Origin of the sequence: Ancylomarina longa (genome assembly GCF_003996985.1) — a bacterium.
Lineage (GTDB): Bacteria > Bacteroidota > Bacteroidia > Bacteroidales > Marinifilaceae > Ancylomarina_A > Ancylomarina_A longa.
In genome coordinates, this window is the sequence record NZ_RJJX01000003.1 from 103,203 (window position 1) to 120,140 (window position 16,938).

At 36.4% G+C, this 16,938-nt stretch carries 14 protein-coding genes and 1 tRNA gene; 8 read left to right on the forward strand and 7 right to left on the reverse strand.

What is annotated here, in order from left to right; genetic code table 11:
• Positions 1-550: 550 nt before the first annotated feature.
• From priA to DLK05_RS03730, 6 genes are all read right to left on the reverse strand, one after another.
• Positions 551-3,025, reverse strand: coding sequence for a replication restart helicase PriA (priA, locus tag DLK05_RS03705; RefSeq protein ID WP_127342639.1), 2,475 nt, complete (start codon positions 3,023-3,025; stop codon positions 551-553).
• A gap of 107 nt (positions 3,026-3,132) precedes the next feature.
• Positions 3,133-4,980 carry a 6-phosphofructokinase gene (gene pfkA, locus DLK05_RS17895; RefSeq protein ID WP_127342640.1) on the reverse strand — a complete coding sequence of 616 codons (1,848 nt, stop codon included), beginning with the start codon at positions 4,978-4,980 and terminating at the stop codon, positions 3,133-3,135.
• Entirely contained in the window at positions 4,980-5,693 is a 714-nt protein-coding gene (cmk, locus tag DLK05_RS03715; protein WP_127342641.1) for a (d)CMP kinase, read from the reverse strand. Before cmk ends, pfkA begins: the two co-directional genes overlap by 1 nt.
• Before the next feature lie 148 nt (positions 5,694-5,841).
• Positions 5,842-6,873 (reverse strand): type IX secretion system protein PorQ, encoded by a 1,032-nt coding sequence (gene porQ / locus DLK05_RS03720; protein WP_127342642.1) that lies wholly within the window; start codon positions 6,871-6,873, stop codon positions 5,842-5,844.
• Between the two features lie 56 nt (positions 6,874-6,929).
• Entirely contained in the window at positions 6,930-7,436 is a 507-nt protein-coding gene (locus DLK05_RS03725; protein ID WP_127342643.1) for a YkgJ family cysteine cluster protein, read from the reverse strand.
• Positions 7,437-8,339, reverse strand: a complete 903-nt coding sequence (locus DLK05_RS03730) for a DMT family transporter (RefSeq protein ID WP_127342644.1) — start codon at positions 8,337-8,339, stop codon at positions 7,437-7,439. It abuts the gene before it with no gap.
• A gap of 405 nt (positions 8,340-8,744) precedes the next feature.
• Here DLK05_RS03730 and DLK05_RS03735 point away from each other — a divergent pair, with 405 nt between their 5' ends.
• Both DLK05_RS03735 and DLK05_RS03740 read left to right on the forward strand, forming a co-directional pair.
• Positions 8,745-9,191: a DUF2975 domain-containing protein gene (locus DLK05_RS03735; RefSeq protein ID WP_127342645.1), complete on the forward strand. Its 447-nt coding sequence runs from the start codon at positions 8,745-8,747 to the stop codon at positions 9,189-9,191.
• Between the two features lie 11 nt (positions 9,192-9,202).
• Positions 9,203-9,430: a helix-turn-helix domain-containing protein gene (locus tag DLK05_RS03740; protein ID WP_127342646.1), complete on the forward strand. Its 228-nt coding sequence runs from the start codon at positions 9,203-9,205 to the stop codon at positions 9,428-9,430.
• Positions 9,431-9,543: 113 nt separating this feature from the next.
• Here the strand turns inward: DLK05_RS03740 and DLK05_RS03745 are convergent.
• Positions 9,544-9,619 (reverse strand) — tRNA-His (locus DLK05_RS03745).
• A 135-nt stretch (positions 9,620-9,754) separates the two neighbouring features.
• Here DLK05_RS03745 and DLK05_RS03750 point away from each other — a divergent pair.
• The 6 genes from DLK05_RS03750 to lon all read left to right on the forward strand — a co-directional run bounded on the left by DLK05_RS03750 (position 9,755) and on the right by lon (position 16,856).
• Complete coding sequence (locus tag DLK05_RS03750) at positions 9,755-10,435, forward strand: DNA alkylation repair protein (RefSeq protein WP_127342647.1); 681 nt, start codon at positions 9,755-9,757, stop codon at positions 10,433-10,435.
• A 121-nt stretch (positions 10,436-10,556) separates the two neighbouring features.
• Positions 10,557-11,321 (forward strand): Bax inhibitor-1/YccA family protein, encoded by a 765-nt coding sequence (locus DLK05_RS03755; RefSeq protein ID WP_127342648.1) that lies wholly within the window; start codon positions 10,557-10,559, stop codon positions 11,319-11,321.
• Positions 11,322-11,356: 35 nt separating this feature from the next.
• A complete protein-coding gene (locus tag DLK05_RS03760) occupies positions 11,357-12,571 on the forward strand; it encodes an N-acetyltransferase (RefSeq protein WP_127342649.1) in 1,215 nt (404 codons plus the stop codon).
• Positions 12,572-12,658: 87 nt separating this feature from the next.
• Positions 12,659-12,919, forward strand: coding sequence for a type B 50S ribosomal protein L31 (locus DLK05_RS03765; RefSeq protein WP_127342650.1), 261 nt, complete (start codon positions 12,659-12,661; stop codon positions 12,917-12,919).
• Between the two features lie 112 nt (positions 12,920-13,031).
• Positions 13,032-14,222: a GlmU family protein gene (locus DLK05_RS03770; protein WP_127342651.1), complete on the forward strand. Its 1,191-nt coding sequence runs from the start codon at positions 13,032-13,034 to the stop codon at positions 14,220-14,222.
• A 180-nt stretch (positions 14,223-14,402) separates the two neighbouring features.
• Positions 14,403-16,856, forward strand: a complete 2,454-nt coding sequence (gene lon, locus DLK05_RS03775) for an endopeptidase La (RefSeq protein ID WP_127342652.1) — start codon at positions 14,403-14,405, stop codon at positions 16,854-16,856.
• Positions 16,857-16,938: the final 82 nt, after the last annotated feature.

Genomic DNA, 16,938 nt, shown 5'->3' on the forward strand with positions numbered 1-16,938 from the left:
AGATTTTAAAATCAGGCTTAACTTTTATTTTAGATGAGTTTTCGAGTTGCAGATCCTCAAAAAGATAATTGTAGTTTTTACAATTTATGAAGGGCGAGTAGTATCTTCTCTTAGCAGCTTTTCATCATCACAAAAAACTTGCTGCGAATCAGCAGGTGGTTAATCCGTGACAGACTCCCATTGTTCCGTATCAACAATTTGTACTTCCGCATCAAACTTTTGGGGTTCCGAATCACCGGTTTCTTGTTCCGAACGAATCGGACGGCATTTCCTGTGTTACGGAAGGCAATCTTCATGTCACGGAAGCGCAAATCTGTGAATATGACGGCAATCTATGTGTTACGGAAGACTATATCTGTGTCACGGAAGCGTAAATCTGTGAATATGACGGCAATCTATGTGTTACGGAAGACCATATCTTTGTCACGGAAGCGCAAATCTGTGAATATAATGGCAATCTCAGTGACACGGATGTTCTAAATTCAGAATTAGAACAACAGCATAGGGCAAAGGAAGTGTACTCGCAAGCATCGGATATAAAAATTTGCAACTACATAGGATCCACGTCGAAATAAATTTGAATGGATTTGAATTGGTCAATCTCCTTTAAAAAATTCGCTTGTTGATTTAATATCCATTTGGCTTTTGCCGGGGAAGATTTCTTCTCAATCTTGAGTAAAATATTTACGATATAGGTGTTTTGAATGCGATTGATAATTGGAGCTTGTGGTCCAAATATCCTCACACCGAATATTTTACGTAGCGATTTAGCCAGATAGTTTGCGGCTTTATTAACCAAATTTTGGTCTTTGTGTTTGAGTACAATCTGAATTAATCGATAAAAAGGAGGATAGGCATATGCTTGTCGTTCCTCTATTTGATTGGCATACATAGCTGCATAATCATTCTCTATCACATTGCGCAGAATAGGATGATCTGGCGTGTAGGTTTGAATAAGCACCTTACCCCGTTTATTTTTTCTTCCTGCTCGTCCTGATACTTGTGCCATCATTTGATAACTTCGCTCATAAGCTCTAAAATCAGGAAAATTAAGCATGGAATCGGCATTTAGAATACCAACCAAACTCACATTGTCAAAATCCAATCCTTTCGAAACCATTTGAGTTCCTACCAGAATGTCCAGATTTCTATTTTCAAATTTATAAATCAGTTTTTCGTAGGCGTGTTTTTTTCGGGTAGTATCCAAATCCATTCTGGCGATTCGTGCATCCGGGAACAAAACTTCCAATTCTTCTTCTATTTTCTCCGTACCAAAACCACGATCTTCCAAATTTGTCGATCCGCAATGCTCACAGCTGGTAGGAGGATGAATCCCATGTCCGCAATAATGACAAATCAATTGATTATTGTAACGATGATAGGTAAGACTTACCGAGCAATTGGGACATTGAGGTACCCAGCCGCAACTTTTACATTCCAGATAGGGAGCATAACCGCGGCGATTTTGAAACAGAATAATTTGTTCCTTATTCGCCAAACTGGTTTCCATCAATTGTAATAATTCCGGAGAAAAGATAGACTTCATCTGTTTTTTCCTTCGGGCTTCCTTAATATCAGAAAGAATAATCTCCGGTAACTCTATATTCTGGTGTCTTTGAAAAAGTTGCACCAAGCCATATTTGCCATTTAGTGCATTATAATAGGTCTCTACGGATGGCGTTGCAGTTCCCAATAAGGTTTTTGCCTGATGCAGATGAGATAGGTAAAGGGCTGCATCTCTGGCATTATAGCGTGGGGCCGGATCGAATTGTTTGTAAGTGTTTTCGTGTTCTTCATCCACAATTATTAGCCCCAGATTTTGAAAGGGAAGAAAAACGGAGGAACGCACACCCAGGATAATCTGATACGAATTTTCGGTTTTGTTCTGCTTGACATTATTGTAAATCTCAACTCGTTCCGCATCGTTAAATTTGGAGTGATATACACCAACTTTATTTCCGAATACTGTTTTTAAACGATTGATGATTTGAGTGGTGAGTGCAATTTCCGGTAAGAGATACAGAATCTGTTTGCCAAGTTTTAGCTGCTCTTCAATTAAGTGGATATAGATTTCTGTTTTGCCACTGGAGGTAACCCCATGTAGCAGGATACAGTTTTTTTCTTTGAATTGAGTATGAATTTCTGCCAGAGCTTTGGTTTGATATTCATTCAATTGTTTTGATTCTGATAATTCGGAAGCAGAGAAATCTATTCGGTCGATTTGTTCGTAGTAAAATTGTAAGATGTTTTTCTCAACCAACGATTTTAGGATGCTTCTGGAACTATTTACAGATTTTAGGAGCTCGCTTACACCAACCTTTAATGGGGCGGTTTCAAAAAAATGTTTCGATAGATTCAGATAGGAGAGTAGAAGTTCTTGTTGCTTCTTAGCTTTTTTCAATTCATTCATGATTTCTCCCATCTGCTCTTCGGAGAAATTATTGCTTAGACGAATAAATTCCTGTTTCTTTTCTTTATAGCCTCTGGTTATTTGTTCTTCCACTTCTATGGCACCCTTTTCTAAAAGCGCTTTTATTTGTGGCAATGTATTTTTTAATCCAGTAGACTGATTTAGTTTCGAAATACTTACATCTTTTGAATGGGAAAGGATTTGTAGTATTTGTTCCTCGGTTTTGCTAAGTGGACTTTTGGCTTCAAATTCCTCTATTTTAGTAATTTTGGTTTGACTCTCCAGTTTTAATCCTGAAGGAATTGCTGCTTTAAAAACATCGCCAAGCGGACATTGATAATATTGAGAAATCCAATCCCAAAATTGAAATTGATATGCATTGAGGACGGGTTCCTCATCAAGACAGGCAAGTATTGCTTTAATGGTATAATCCTGAGGAGCAGAATTGTGAATTTTTTTTACAATTCCGGTATAAAGCTTCTTGCTTCCGAAAGGAACAACTACCCTTTTCCCAATGGCCACATCATTTTTTAACTCCAGCGGAATGGAGTAGGTGAAAATTCCGGCCAATGGAAGCGGTAGAATAAGATCTGCAAATACAGGAGTTTTGTTCATTGATAATGCATTTTCCTCAAAGTTAGCGGATCTGATCAGAATCCCAAGAAGTGAATCTCAATCAATATGCAAAACAATTAGGAACAAAACCCGGTTTTTACAAAGCTTTAGATAGAAAGGATATCGTTAATGTTAACCAATGATTCCTTCACTTTTTTCTTGTTTTTGATTGTTTTATTGAACGGAACATGAGTTACCTCACCATTCACGATTCCTACCATGATACTTTTTTGATCATCTAATAAAGCATCAACAGCTGCTACCCCTAAAGTGGATGCAGTTACACGGTCGAAAGCGGATGGAGAACCACCACGTTGCATGTGTCCCAGAATAGAAACCCGGATATCATATTCGGGATGTTGTTTACCGATTTCCTTCGCGATAGTATAAGCACCACCTGATTTATCTCCTTCAGCAACAATTACAATACCACTGGTTTTGTGTTCCTTGTATTCTTTTTCCAAATACTTTTGCAATTCGTCTGCATGGGTTTCTTTTTCCGGAATCAAAATAGCTTCAGCACCGGTTGCGATACCACTTCTTAAAGCGATAAAACCAGCATCTCGTCCCATTACTTCGATAAAGAACAGACGATTGTGTGCACTGGCAGTATCACGAATCTTGTCAACGGCTTCAATTACTGTATTGATAGCTGTATCATAACCAATTGTATAATCGGTTCCATACAAGTCGTTGTCAATTGTTCCGGGAATACCAACAATAGGGATCTCATACTCCTGAGAAAAAATGCGGGCACCGGAAAAGGTACCATCACCACCAATTACCACCAAGGCATCTATATTATTGGCGATCATTTGTTCGTGAGCTTTTTTTCTTCCCTCTTCAGTTCTAAACTCCTGGCTTCTGGCCGAGCAAAGAATTGTTCCTCCTCTTTGAATGATGTTACTTACATCGTGAGATTGTAATGCTACAAAATTACCTGTGATTAAACCTTCGTAGCCTTGTTTTACTCCGGCTACTTCTAAATTGTTATAGATGGCAGTACGAACCACTGCACGTATCGCAGCATTCATTCCAGGTGCATCACCTCCAGATGTAAGCACACCTATTTTTTTAATTCTTGACATGCTAATATTACTTTTAATTTCAAGTTTGATCTTTTCTTTAATTTCAGACATTAACCATTCCGGTGTGGATGTTGCGCCACTAATTCCGATGGATTCATCTGATGTAAACCAATTAGTATCCAAATCCTCAATTCCTGATACAAAATGACTTCTTTTATTCGCTTTAGTGCAAACATCGAAAAGCAATTTTCCGTTGGAGCTTTTCTTGTCGCTTACAAAAATCACGACATCGTGTTTTTTTGCAAATTTACTTATAAGGGGTACTCTATTCGATACTTTTCGGCATATGGTATCGTGTATTTCCACACTACTCTTGCCTGTTTTCTTTAATCGTTCCGCTATTTTATTAAAACCTTCTATCGTTTTTGTTGTCTGTGAAAACAGAACGACTGGTAATTCAGGATTTACCGACTTTAAGTCTTTTAATGTGGAAACGACAATTGCATTTCCTTCGGTTTGTCCTACAAGGCCATTTACCTCGGCATGTCCTTTTTTACCATAAATGACAATCTGTCCGTTTAATTTTTGAATCTCCCGGTAAGCTTTTTTCACTTTTTTTTGAAGATTTAATACTACAGGACAAGTAGCATCAATAATATCAATTTTATTTTTTTTTCCTTTTTTATACGAAACAGGAGGTTCTCCATGCGCTCTAAACAGCACGCTTTTACTTGATAGGTTGGTAAATTCATTGCTGTTAATCGTCTGAAGTCCCAGGTTCTTTAGTCTTTTAACTTCTGCACTATTGTGAACAATGTCTCCAATGCAATAAAGTTCTTCCTGATTCTTTAAAGTTTCTTCTGCTTTCTGAATGGCATTAATCACACCAAAACAAAAACCTGCATTGGGATCTATTTCAATCTTCATTATCCTAGCTTACTTGTTTTTTTTATCTCCTTCATCCTCTCAATAATCCAATCCAGCTGTTCCTCCGGGCTGAGTTGACTATTGTTTAGAATAATCGCATCCTCAGCTTTTCGTAAGGGGCTTTCCTCTCTGTTTTCGTCGATAAAATCACGTTTTTTCACATTCTCACGGATTGCCTCTAAAGAGATATCTTCTCCTTTTTCCTTTAGCTCTTTATACCTGCGGATAGCTCTCACCTCTACATCTGCAGTCATAAATATTTTTAGATCGGCATTAGGAAAAACTACGGTGCCGATATCCCGGCCATCCATAATAACACCTCCTGATTTGCTAAGGTCTCGTTGTAGTGTCACCATTTTTTCCCGAACAAATTTAATTTTGGCGATGAAACTGACTTTGTCCGACACCTCCATATTTCTTATCTCGTCCTCTACCAATTCGTCATTCATGTAGGTTTCATGGCGCTGTTTACTCTCGTTATAGCGAAAGGAGATGCTAATTTGGTCAATAAAATGTGCTAGTTTGTTCTCATCCACCTTATCTTCAAGGATAAGTCCATTTCTCATGGCAAAAAGTGTGACAACACGATACATTGCTCCACTATCGATATAGGTGTAATTAATCTTTTTTGCCAAATCCTTGGCAACGGTACTTTTGCCACATGACGAATGTCCATCAATGGCTATAATTAGGTTTTTATCAGGTCTATCCATTCTATTTATTGCTCGAAATTTTTGTGCAATTGGCTACAAAAGTATAAAGAAAATCCATCAATAAATTAGATTTTACTTTAAAAAACTGTTCTTGCAGGATAGACATTTCCCTGAAAACGATTGCAATGCGTGTTTAGGAATGAAATTATCAGAAATTAAAATTGCTTAATCGGGTACTGATAGAAAATAGATTGCTACTACCTGCTAAATGATATTTTGCTGAAGCATAACTGATACGAAAGCGGGAAACTTTAAAACCAAAGCCCCATGAAAATCCAACGGTGGATGTCTTTTCCTCTACTTTTAATTCTGAGCGCCTTTGAAAATTGTATCCTACTCTAAGATTAAAGTTTTCGGAGGGAAGGAATTCGACTCCCAAAATGAGGTGTTTCACAATTTTATCAGAGAATTGATCTTTTGAGGTCGTGGTATTGGTGAAATTCTCGATTGAATTATCTGGCTCCGACTCATAACTTAAGTCAAATTTTTCGAGATGACGATAGGTTAGCGCAAAACGAAAGGGCGCATGTTGAAGTTTGGTACTCATACCTATCAAAACCTCGTAGGGTAAGTCTTCACGGTGAGAACCGTAATAAGTCTTAATTTGATAACCAAAATTTCTGGCAACTATGGAAGTTCTGAATCTCTTATTGGAGCTGTCGTAAATCACAGAAAGATCAGTTGCCAATCCCAACGAATTGTATTTTTCAAGGGAAGAGTATATCGGTTTGATTGAAGCTCCAATGCTTAAATATTTATTTATTTTTCGACCAAAGCTTAGTAATATTGCGTAATCGGAGGCTTTAAAATTCCCGGTAATAGAGCCAAATTCATCCGCTTCGATAAACTTGCCGTAATTTACGTAATGGATTCCCAATGAAAATGTTCCAATAGCTTTGAAATCTTTCGTGTAAGAGGCATAGCCATATTTGATACCGGCTAAATAACTCACATAGTTTAATGCTATTTCCTGATCAAGTTCAGGATGTAAAGCCCCGGGATTGTAGAATGCATAATCCGCAGATACATCACTTAGTGCAACCTGATCGCCTCCTAATGCAGCTACTCTTGCCGAGCTTCCTAAATTAAGGAACTCGTATATATTTTCTCCGCCTGTTTGTGCAAATCCAATTTGAAAGGAGAGGAGTGAAAAAGTTAGGATTACTGCAGGTTTATTCATGCAACTTTTGGGTTTATGCTTGCTAAAGATAGAAATCCGAATCGATTATTGAACGGTTATAACAGTTCTTTTTTATTTTTTAATCGTTCTACAACTTCGTAAACGGCAGGGCAATAGTGAGTGTTTTTTAGACTGAGATTTAGGATCTGATAAAAGCGTTTTCGATCGGTGTGAGGGTATTCTCTACAAGCTCTCGGCCGATTTTCATAGACCATGCAGTAATTGTCAGGCATCAGAAATGGGCAAGGAGTTTGACGAAATACATAATCATTTTCATGATCTAATTCCAAATATTGATCAATTACTTGTGATGGTTTTAGTCTTAGGTATTTTGCCAGACGTTCGATATCCTTACCAATGATAATCGGGCTAATACTTTTGCAACAGTTGGCACATTCTAAACAATCTAATTCTTCAAATACTTCATTATGCAAGGTCTGGACAATTGAATCCAATTGTTTTGGTTTTTTCTTTTTCAATTTTGCAAAAAACTCCTTCGTGTTAGCCTCGTTATTTTTTGCCTTTATTTTTAATTGCTCTATGTCGATTTTAATTTTGCTCATTTATTTTTTTCGGACTTTTAAAAAATTCAACTTGGTTTGGGATAAGAACAAACCACTAATTACTATTGCAATTCCTGTGATTTTCTGAAAATTGAGGATTTCGTCGAGTACAAAAAATGCAAAAATTGCTGTGAAAACAGGAATTGCATTGATAAAGGTATTGGTCTTTGTGATTCCAATGTGATTCAATCCGTAGGTAAAGAATATAAAAGCCAATGAAGAAGCAAATATGGCAAGCTCAAATAGGGAGATCAACACATCTATAGTAGGCTTTGCATGTATGAAATCCTGAAATTCAAAAATAAAGAATAAGGGCAGGAAGAGCACTATGCCGATTAAGTTTTGATAGGATATTAAGGTGATCGGATTGTATTTTGCTGCTAGATTTTTCAAGACAATAGAATAAGCGATAGCCGACCCGACCGCCAAAAACATAAGTGCTACTCCCAACGGAGAGGCTATTAGATTGAAGTCTCTGTTGAAAATAATGACTGCCACACCTAATATTGAAATCAGGATGCCGACAACACCCATGATTCCAATTTTTTCGCGATGAAAAAAGTAGGCTGCCACTGGCGAAAATAGAGGTATTGTGGAGATGATAACCGCTCCCAGTGTAGAGGAAACGAATTTGAGACCAAAACTTTCCCCCATGAAATAAAGGAATGGCTCAAAAAATGCCAGCAGCATTAATTGTGTTCTGTCTTTTTTATCAATTTTTTGAATTCGATTTAATCCCTTACCGATTAAAAATAAAAGGGATGAGGATATGATCAAACGCAGAATAACCGTAGTTATTGGATTATATACGGTATAAACAATTTTTACCCACACAAAGGAAAAACTCCAAAATAACATGGATAGAATAATGCTTCCGTATATCAATAGAAATTTCTTGTTCATCGAATTTTAGCTTGGAAATTTTGTGCCGAAAATACGGATAATAATTGAGTAGCTTCTGATCTATAATTAGAAATAAAACCTAAATGTTTTGAGTAATATTTTTTGTTGTATCCTTAGTTTGTTATTGAAAAAGATATATAAATTATCGAAAAACAATAATAAAATGTTGCTAAAGGTGAAATGTGTATTTATATTTGAATTCGTAATTAAACTAATATAGATATGAAAAATAATAATAGAATTATCAAATTCTTTCAGATCCTTTTCAGTATTGGATATTTTATCAGTGTCTTTTTCTTAATCGGAACAAGTATAGCCATTGTTGCGAAATTAGTCTTTGGAGATGATATAAGTCTTAGGTTTTTAATGAATGGCGTTGTTAATGCCTAAAGTTCCTATTCCTTATTGGGAGGAGATCATTTTAATGGGATTTTAAATTTTGTTGTGATACCTGATGTTTATAAATCAAATGATATTGCATATGGAATTTGGGTCTTGATTGATAATATTATTATTAGAGGTCTGTCTGTTTTGGGGATAAAACAACTTAAGGATATTTTTAATTCTCTGAAAGAGGACAGTCGAAGGGAAAACTATTTTTGTATTGAGAATTATAAAAGAATAAGAATGGTTGGTTTTATTATGTTGGGATTAGCAATATATCAATTTCTTGTATCATTAATTTTTTCATTATTTTTAATTTCAGATTTTCAGGTGTTGAATCAGACTGTAAATGTTAATCCGGATTTTAAGATTCTTGCTAGAGTAATTAGATCACTAATGATTTTTGTGATAGCTGAAGTATATAAGGTTGGGTTGAATATGAAAGAAGATGCAGAATTGACTATTTAAAATGTTTTGGTATGCCTATAATAACAAATCTAGATGTAATGCTTGTTAAAAGAAAGATGAGCTCAAAAGAGCTTGCTGATCGCATTGGGATTACCGTGTCAAATTTATCAATTCTTAAAAGTGGTAAAGCAAAAGCGATTCGGTTTTCTACTCTGGAGGCTATTTGTAAGGAATTAGATTGTAAGCCCGCTGATATTCTTGATTATATTCCAAATGAGGATGGTCTTACAAAAGAATAGCTTTACTCCTGAATTAAATTGGTTAGATTCTGCTTGAGCTGTGGGTTTGAGAAGGAATTAAGAGGAAAGAAAAAACCCAGATTGTTGAAAATCAACTATCTGGGTTTTATTTTGGGTGAAAGACCGGTTTCGAACCGGCGACCTCTGGAACCACAATCCAGCGCTCTAACCAACTGAGCTACAATCACCATTTTTGCTCTAATGCGGTGCAAATATAGAGAAATCTTTAATTATTCTCCAAGAATAATTTGAAAAAAAATGAAAAAAATATCTTCAAAATATTATAAACTCTAACTTTGCAGACACTTAACCAATTTTATACAAATGGAATTTTTTATTGATGATCAGGAAATAGAAGATCAATTTCAGAATATTTTTAAGAAAATACAAATATTAAGAAACGGGGAAACTCACCAGGAGATGAAAAATTTGGGACTGACATACCAAAAATCAGTTGGTGCAGGCATCGTGAATCTGCGTGAAATAGCTGCGGATTACACTCCAAATCATTTGTTGGCTCATAAACTTTGGGCAAAAGGTTTCCGGGAAACTAAGATTTTGGCGACCTTACTGGAGGAGTCAAATCTTGTAAATACTCAACAGCTAGACAGATGGCTTAAGGAGATGGATTTCAATGAATTGTTAGAGCAGGCGAGTATGAATTTATTTGTTAATTTGTCTGATGTTGAAGACTTAGGGAAAGATTGGATTCAATCCAAGAATCGGAAGAAAGAACTTTGTGCAATCATGCTGTCCGGAAGGCTGGCAATGAGAAAGGACAATCAGTACGATTCCTATTTAGAGCAGTTTGTGGATATATTGCCTCAAAATATCGAGGATAGTTATTATCGGAATCAGCTTGCTCGATGTTTAGGGAAAATAGTTCGTCGGAATAATAAACTTGCTGAAAAAATTAGCAAGTTGGTATTGCATTTAAAATCTAAGGATAAGAATTGGCTGGAGATATGGGAAAATCTTCAATATGAGCTGGAATTGAGAGGATGATTTAGGAAATCTATTAACGAGGATTAACAATTAAGATTTAGGAAAAGAAAATTAAACAAAGTAAATTTGATGCGTGTAATTTATTAGAGTTTTCTAATTTCTTTATTAAGTATTGAAACATATGCAATTAACAAAAAGTTCGAATCCCGTATTAAACGAGAAAGTTTTTGATACCTCCAGATTGGGTAGTTATGAAGAAAGCATGACGGTAAATGGAACCGTGAATAAAATCGGTTTATTGTTATTCTTTCTGGTTGCGGCAGCTAGTTACACCTGGGGTTTATTTTACGATTCAAGTATACCAGGACAAATGAACCCTGCAATTATGCCATGGCTGATTGGTGGTGCAATTGGAGGTTTGGTTTTGGCTTTAGTCACTACATTTAAGCCAGTTTGGTCTCCCTATACAGCACCCCTCTATGCATTGTGCGAAGGGTTAATGTTAGGCGGATTATCAGCCATGATGAATGCTTATTATCCTGGAATTGTGATGCAAGCAGTAGGATTAACCTTTGCTACATTATTCGCAATGTTGTTTGCTTATAAAACGGGAATGATTAAAGTCACTCAAAAATTTAAAGCGGGTGTAGTCGCTGCTACTGGTGGAATATTTGTTTTTTACATGCTTAATTGGATTTTAGGTATGTTTGGTGTCGGTTTTGATTTCATGAATGGCTCTGGCATGATGAGCATTGGAATAAGCCTGTTCATAGTAGTTATTGCAGCTTTAAATTTAGTCTTAGATTTTGATTTCATTGAAAAGGGAGCACAATCAGGTGCAGCTAAATATATGGAATGGTATGCCGCATTTGGATTGATGGTAACTTTGGTTTGGTTGTATGTTGAACTATTGCGTTTATTATCAAAATTGGCTAGCCGAAACTAATTTTCTTATCTCAAGTCTTAAAAAATACAATTCACGTGAATATAGTTGAAGTTTCAGATCATAAACACCGTAAGGCATTTTTAGATTTAGCTCGAATCATTTATAAAAATGATCCTAATTATGCTTGTCCGCTGGATGGAGAAATTGAGGGAATATTCGATCCCAAGCATAATTCCTTCTTTAATCATGGAGAAGCAACACGATGGGTGTTGGAGAACGATAAAGGAAAGATAATTGGAAGGATTGGAGCTTTTATCAATACTCGAAAGGCCAATTCTTTTGACCAACCAACCGGAGGATGTGGATTTTTTGAATGTATCGATGACAAAAAGGCAGCATTCCTTTTATTTGATACAGCAAAAGGCTGGCTTCAGGAAAGAGGAATGGAGGCAATGGACGGTCCAATAAATTTTTCTGAGAATGATAATCATTGGGGGCTTTTGGTTGATGGATACATGCCGCAAAGCTATGGAATGCCCTATCATCAGAAATATTATAAAGCCTTTTTTGAGGAATATGGATTTAAAGTCTACTATGAGCAGTACAGCTATCATTTGGATATGACGAAACAGTTTCCAGAAAGATTTTGGAAAATTGCAGGCTGGGTTGCGAAGAAACCGGGTTTTTCATTCGAACATTTCCGTTACGATAATGCTGAAAAATATATACAAGATATTATTAGCGTATATAATGATGCATGGCAATTTCATGATAACTTCTCGCCTATAGATCCGAATGATTTAAGAAAAGTTGCTAAGGAAGGTAAAGGTGTTATTGAAGAGGAATTTATTTGGTTTGCTTACTATGAAGGAAAGCCAATTGCTTTTTTTGTAATGATGCCGGATATTAACCAAATTCTTACGAAGCTAAATGGTAAATTCCATTGGTGGAACAAACTAAAGTTTTTGTATTACCTCAAGCGAAAAACCATTACCCGAGCCAGAATTACAATAATGGGTGTGGTTCCAAAATATCAGAGGTTTGGTGTGGAGTCGGCCATTTTTTGGCATATGGACAAGGTGATGAAAACAAAACCTCATTATAAAGAGGTGGAATTATCTTGGGTGGGGGATTTTAATCCGAAGATGATTTCGATTTATGAGTCGGTTGGAGGGGTGAGAATGAAGACTCATTACACCTATCGATACCTTTTTGATTCGAAAAAACCGTTTAAAAGAGCACCCATTATTCCTCTGGAAAACAGGGTGAATAAGCTAAAATCGAAAAATGTAAAAGAAAGTGCAGAATAATTTATTAAATGCTTTGCTAAATTCAATACAATATCTACCTTTGCAAGCCATTGGAAGAAGATTATAAGAAACTTAAAGGAAGATAAAATGAAAAAGGGAATACATCCGGAAAACTACCGTCTTGTAGCTTTTAAAGACATGTCAAATGAAACTGTTTTTATTGCAAAATCCACTGCAAACACTAAAGAAACAATTGAATTCGAAGGTGTTGAATATCCATTGCTAAAATTAGAGATTTCTAGTACTTCTCACCCATTTTATACTGGTAAGATGACTTTGGTGGATACTGCTGGACGTGTAGACAAGTTCATGAACAGATACAAAAAACACATGGACAACAGAAAATAAGCTCCAACACAATAGTATATAAAAAGCTCCGATTATTCGGGGCTTTTTTTTATTTTTGACAGTACATAAAATCTGAAGAGAATCTTTTTTCAGATTTAAATCTACTACTACAATGAATTATATTCTTTTTGATGATAAAGCATGGGACGAATTGCTACCCCTAAGCTTTACACGTCCGGTTGCGGAAATGCGCGTAGGGATATTAACTATTCGGGAGAAATGGGAAAAATACCTTCAAGCAGGTTTAAGTTTTTTAACCAAAGATTACCTCTCTCAAAAATATGTTCTGGAGGTATCTCCCAATAATATACTCATTAACGGATCTGTGCTTCCTAATGCCGATTTGAAAGATGTCATCCAGAAACTACAAGTAGGGGAATATTTAGTGAGTGATGATATTATTTTGGCTGCTCACCTACCATCAGCAGATATTAATTTGGTATTGAAAGAAGAAATAAGAAGCCAAAAAAGGCTTGTGTATTCCGGTCAATTTACAAGGATATTTAAGTCTTATGATATTTTCACCAGTAACGACAAGGAATTGAAAGCTGATTTTGATTTGCTAACCAAGGGAAGAAAATCACAGGTGATTAGCGATACAGTTCAGGTATTGGGAAAAGAGAATATTTTCTTAGAGGAAGGTGCCAGAGTGGAGTTTGCATGTCTGAATGCACAAGATGGACCGATTTATATTGATAAGGATGCCGAAATAATGGAAGGTTGCCTGGTGAGAGGTCCATTAGCAATGTGTGAACATGCTGTATTGAAAATGGGAGCTAAAGTTTATGGAGCCACCACGCTTGGCCCCTATTGTAAGTGCGGAGGAGAATTAAACAATGTGGTTCTATTTGGATATTCTAATAAAGCACATGATGGATTTTTGGGGAATGCCGTATTGGGCGAGTGGTGTAATATAGGTGCGGATACCAATAATTCTAATTTAAAGAACAACTATTCTGATGTAAAGCTATGGAGCTATATATCAGAGAGGTTTGAGCCTACAGGATTGCAGTTTTGTGGAACTATCATGGGGGATCATTCGAAGTGTGGAATCAATACCATGCTAAACACCGGAACTGTTATTGGTGTTTGCTGTAATGTATATGGTGCCGGATTTCCAAGAAATTTTATTCCATCATTTGCAATGGGAGGGAATCATGGGTTCCGAGAATATCGTTTGAATGCTTCCTTTGATGTTGCCAAATTGGTAATGCAAAGAAGAAGTATCGAATTTAGTGATGTGGATAAAGATATCATATCTCACATTTTCGAAAGCACAAAAAAATATAGAGAGTCTTTCTAAAAGCTAAATATTTATAGGAGAAAGAGCTTAAATAGAGATTTATTTAAGCTCTTATTTATTTTGGCATAGCTATTGCCAAGTAGAGATCGGATATTACAATTGCAGGAAAACAGACAAATTGTCACCTGATATGATGATATTTAACTTCCTTTATAAATTAGTAACAAGACAATATAGATAATGAGTAGAAAGATTGAATTCAATATAAGTGATATAGTTTTGACGAATATGATGGATGAAGATTCTGATTTTATTCCGATAATAACGGATGAGGATGAAAGTGCACTGGATGATTTACAAGTTCCGGAAACACTACCAATTTTACCATTGAGAAATACGGTGTTATTTCCAGGTGTTGTGATACCTATTTCCGTTGGACGGGAAAAATCTCTGAAACTGGTTCGGGAAGTTTACAACAATAAGGGAATGCTTGGGGCTGCTTCTCAGATTGATTTTAATGTAGAGGAACCAAATGCTAAGGATATCAATAAAATTGGTACGGTTGCACAGATAATCAAGATTTTGGAGATGCCTGATGGCTCTACCACAGTAATATTACAAGGGAAAAAGCGTTTCGAGATTGAGGAGTTTGTTAGTGAAACTCCCTACCACTTGGCTAAAATCAAGACGCTGAAAGATGTTCGCCCTGAAGTGGAAGATAACGAATTTAAAGCTTTAGTATCTTCGGTTAAGGATATGGCAATTAAAGTGATTAAATATTCGCAACATATTCCAAATGAGGCGACATTTGCCATCAAAAATATTGAAGGTTCTTCCTTCCTTATTAATTTTATTTCCAGTAACTCTGAAATGAAACATCAGCGTAAGCAAAAATTACTGGAGTATGGTGACATCAGGGAAAGAGCCATGAAGTTACTTGAAATATTGGTGAAAGAGGTGGAGGTTTTAGAGTTGAAAGACGATATCCAATCCAAGGTGAAAACCGATATGGATCAGCAACAGCGTGAATATCTTCTTCATCAGCAGATGAAAACCATTCAGGATGAGTTGGGTGGAAGTCCGAACGAGCAGGATGTAATTGAATTAGAAGAAAAAGCAAGAGAGAAAAAGTGGACGGAGGAAGTAGCCGCAATTTTTCAGAAGGAGCTGAAAAAGTTAGAGCGATTGAATCCTGCGGCTGGAGAATACTCTGTACAATTAAACTATTTACAGGAATTACTCGACTTGCCTTGGGATGATTATACCGAGGATAATTTTGATTTGAAGCATGCACAAAAAGTGTTGGATAAAGATCATTTTGGCTTGGAGAAAGTGAAAGATCGGATTATTGAACATTTAGCGGTATTGAAATTAAAAGGAGATCTAAAGTCACCTATCCTTTGCTTATATGGCCCTCCGGGAGTTGGTAAAACTTCATTAGGAAAATCCATTGCCAGAGCTTTGAACCGTAAGTATGTCAGAATGTCCTTAGGAGGATTGCATGATGAGTCAGAGATTCGAGGACATCGTAAAACCTATATTGGAGCCATGCCTGGTAGGATAATCCAGGGAATGAAAAAAGCAGGATCATCCAATCCCGTTTTTATTCTGGATGAAATTGATAAGGTAGGTAGTGATTTTAGAGGAGATCCATCTTCCGCTTTATTGGAGGTATTAGATCCGGAGCAAAATAATTCTTTCCACGATAATTTTTTGGAGGTAGATTACGACTTATCCAAAGTGATGTTTGTAGCAACCGCAAATAATTTGGGTTCTATTGCAGCTCCATTGCGGGATCGTATGGAAATGATCGACGTTAGCGGTTATATTCAGGAGGAGAAAATTGAAATAGCAAAAAGACATTTGTTACCAAAGCAAATGGAGAATCATGGTATTACTTCAAAGCACATTAAGATATCGAAGAAGGTATTGGCTGAGGTGATTGATAAGTATACCCGTGAATCCGGAGTTCGTGCATTGGATCAGCGTATTGCAAAAATCATGCGAAGAGTGGCTAGAAAAGTAGCTATGGAGGAAGAGTATGATGTTAATTTGAAAGTGGAAGATCTAAAAGAATTCTTAGGAACAGAAACTTTTAGTCGTGAAAAATATCAGGGCAACGAATTTGCCGGAGTGGTAACCGGGTTGGCATGGACATCAGTAGGAGGAGAGATCCTGTTTATTGAATCCAGTTTGTCGGCAGGCAAAGGGAAATTAACCCTAACGGGTAATTTGGGTGATGTGATGAAAGAATCGGCATTGCTTGCTCAGGAATATTTAAGAGCGCATTGCAATACATTAGGGATTAGAAAGGAAGCTTTTGACGAATGGAACCTGCACGTGCACGTACCGGAAGGAGCGATTCCTAAGGATGGTCCTTCGGCTGGTGTTACTATGGTAACGGCAATGGCATCTATCTTTACTCAGCGCAAAGTGAAAAAAAATCTGGCAATGACCGGAGAAATCACACTACGAGGAAAAGTGCTTCCTGTGGGTGGTATCAAAGAAAAGATATTGGCAGCCAAACGCGCCGGAATCAAAGAAATTATTCTTTGCAATGAGAACAAAAAGGATATCGAAGAGATAAAGGATGTGTATTTAAAAGGTTTGACCTTTCATTTTGTAGATGAGATTATGGAGGTTTTGGATATTGCCTTAATGAAACAAAAGGTTGATAATCCTTTGAGCATATAAATAAATTTATAGCATTTGTAGTGAAAAGGCTTCCGATACGGGAGCCTTTTTTAAATTGGGTTAAATGAATACTATAAAATTT

What these genes read in the sequence shown, in the direction of transcription:
- cmk (WP_127342641.1), bottom strand. Translation starts at nt 5,693, where the DNA reads ATGGATAGACCTGATAAAAACCTAATTATAGCCATTGATGGACATTCG.
- porQ (WP_127342642.1), bottom strand. Translation starts at nt 6,873, where the DNA reads ATGAATAAACCTGCAGTAATCCTAACTTTTTCACTCCTCTCCTTTCAA.
- priA (WP_127342639.1), bottom strand. Translation starts at nt 3,025, where the DNA reads ATGAACAAAACTCCTGTATTTGCAGATCTTATTCTACCGCTTCCATTG.
- DLK05_RS03770 (WP_127342651.1), top strand. Translation starts at nt 13,032, where the DNA reads ATGAATTATATTCTTTTTGATGATAAAGCATGGGACGAATTGCTACCC.
- lon (WP_127342652.1), top strand. Translation starts at nt 14,403, where the DNA reads ATGAGTAGAAAGATTGAATTCAATATAAGTGATATAGTTTTGACGAAT.
- DLK05_RS03730 (WP_127342644.1), bottom strand. Translation starts at nt 8,339, where the DNA reads ATGAACAAGAAATTTCTATTGATATACGGAAGCATTATTCTATCCATG.
- DLK05_RS03740 (WP_127342646.1), top strand. Translation starts at nt 9,203, where the DNA reads ATGCCTATAATAACAAATCTAGATGTAATGCTTGTTAAAAGAAAGATG.
- DLK05_RS03755 (WP_127342648.1), top strand. Translation starts at nt 10,557, where the DNA reads ATGCAATTAACAAAAAGTTCGAATCCCGTATTAAACGAGAAAGTTTTT.
- pfkA (WP_127342640.1), bottom strand. Translation starts at nt 4,980, where the DNA reads ATGAAGATTGAAATAGATCCCAATGCAGGTTTTTGTTTTGGTGTGATT.
- DLK05_RS03725 (WP_127342643.1), bottom strand. Translation starts at nt 7,436, where the DNA reads ATGAGCAAAATTAAAATCGACATAGAGCAATTAAAAATAAAGGCAAAA.
- DLK05_RS03765 (WP_127342650.1), top strand. Translation starts at nt 12,659, where the DNA reads ATGAAAAAGGGAATACATCCGGAAAACTACCGTCTTGTAGCTTTTAAA.
- DLK05_RS03750 (WP_127342647.1), top strand. Translation starts at nt 9,755, where the DNA reads ATGGAATTTTTTATTGATGATCAGGAAATAGAAGATCAATTTCAGAAT.